This is a genomic window from Actinomadura geliboluensis (genome assembly GCF_005889745.1).
In the GTDB taxonomy this organism is placed as follows: Bacteria; Actinomycetota; Actinomycetes; order Streptosporangiales; family Streptosporangiaceae; genus Spirillospora; species Spirillospora geliboluensis.
The window spans coordinates 1-1,624 of sequence record NZ_VCKZ01000718.1 but is presented as its reverse complement, the minus strand read 5'-3'; the positions used below and the strand labels follow the sequence as shown (position 1 = coordinate 1,624).

Sequence of the window (1,624 nt, the reverse complement as noted above, 5' to 3'; positions counted from 1 at the left end):
GTGCTGGCGTGGGCGGTGGCGGGCGGGCGGCGGCTCGGCCTCACCGCCGCGCTCGTGCTGGCCGCCGCGAACCTGCTGGTCCACGCGATCGCCGGGACGAGCGGCGGCATCGGCAGCACGACCTTCAACGGCATTGTGCTGCTGGTGCTCGCCGGGCTCGTCGTGGGGCACGTCGTCCGGCTGGCGCGGGAGGCCGAGGCGCGGCTGGCCCGAGCGGTCGAGCTGGAGTCGGCGAACCGGGAGCGCGAGCGGCTGGCCCGCCGCATCCACGACTCGGTGCTGCAGGTCCTCGCCATGGTGCAGCGGCGCGGCGGCGAGCTCGGCGGCGAAGCGGCCGAGCTGGGCCGGCTGGCGGGGGAGCAGGAGGCCGCGCTGCGCGCCCTCATCGGCACCGCCCCGGCGGTCCCCGCACGGGCCGACGCGGCCGCCGACGCCGACCTGCGCCCGCTGCTGACCGCGCACGCGTCCACGTCCGTCACGGTCTCGACGCCGGCGACGGAGGTGCGGCTCCCGGCCCACGCCGCCCGCGAGGTCGCGGCGGCCGTCGCGGCGGCGCTGGACAACGTCCGGCGGCACTGCGGCGACGGCGCCCGCGCGTGGGTGCTGCTGGAGGACGGCGCGGACGGGGTCGCCGTGAGCGTCCGCGACGACGGCCCCGGCATGCCCCCGGGCCGGCTGGACGAGGCGGCGTCCGACGGGCGGCTCGGCGTCGCCCAGTCGATCCGGGGCCGCGTCGCCGACCTCGGCGGCACCGTCGCGATCGCCTCCGCGCCCGGCGAGGGCACCGAGATCGAGATGACCGTGCCCCGCCGCCCGGATCGTCCGGCTTAGGGTGTGAACGTGAGCCTGCGAGTCATGGTCGTGGACGACCACCCGATGTGGCGTGAGGCCGTCGCCCGCGACCTCGCCGAGGCCGGGCACGACGTGGTCGCCACCGCCGGGGAGGGCCGCGCCGCCGTCCGGATCGCCGCCGCCGCGCGCCCCCAGGTCGCCGTGGTCGACCTCCAGCTGCCCGACCTGAGCGGCGTCGAGGTCACCCGCCACCTCGCCGCCGCCGACCCGCCCGTCCGGGTGCTGGTGCTGTCGGCGAGCGGGGAGCAGCAGGACGTCCTGGAGGCCGTGAAGGCGGGCGCGACCGGGTACCTGCTGAAGTCCGCCGCCCGCGAGGAGTTCCTCGACGCCGTCCGCCGGACGGGGGAGGGCGACGCCGTCTTCACCCCGGGCCTCGCCGGCCTCGTCCTCGGCGAGTACCGCCGCCTCGCCGCCGCGCCCGCGCGCGCCGACGACGACGCCCCCCGCCTCACCGACCGCGAGACGGAGGTGCTGCGGCTCGTCGCGAAGGGGCTGACCTACAAGCAGATCGCGCAGCGCCTCGTGCTGTCCCACCGCACGGTGCAGAACCACGTGCAGAACACCCTCGGCAAGCTCCAGCTCCACAACCGCGTCGAACTCGTCCGCTACGCCATCGAGAAGGGCCTCGACCAAGAGGACTAGCCGCAATGCCGGGAAGTTAAGGTGACGCCGGAGGTGTCAAGGGTTCTCGGCTGGTGGCCGGACATGAGAACGGAGATCCAGTAGAACGGGTGTTCTCTCACAAACGTCCGAACAGACTGGATCTCCGTTG

2 protein-coding genes are annotated in these 1,624 nt (G+C 75.7%); both read left to right on the top strand.

Annotated elements, in window-relative coordinates; all coding sequences use genetic code 11:
* Window positions 1–831: MacS family sensor histidine kinase (macS, locus tag ETD96_RS43805; protein WP_138642357.1), on the top strand; the 831-nt coding region annotated here is incomplete at its 5' end.
* A 24-nt stretch (window positions 832–855) separates the two neighbouring features.
* Window positions 856–1,494: a response regulator gene (locus tag ETD96_RS43800; protein WP_171069547.1), complete on the top strand. Its 639-nt coding sequence runs from the start codon at window positions 856–858 to the stop codon at window positions 1,492–1,494.
* The last annotated feature ends 130 nt before the right edge of the window (window positions 1,495–1,624 follow it).

Bases quoted from the DNA above. Each gene is read 5' to 3' on its own strand.
- ETD96_RS43800 (WP_171069547.1), top strand. From the start codon at position 856: ATGGTCGTGGACGACCACCCGATGTGGCGTGAGGCCGTCGCCCGCGAC.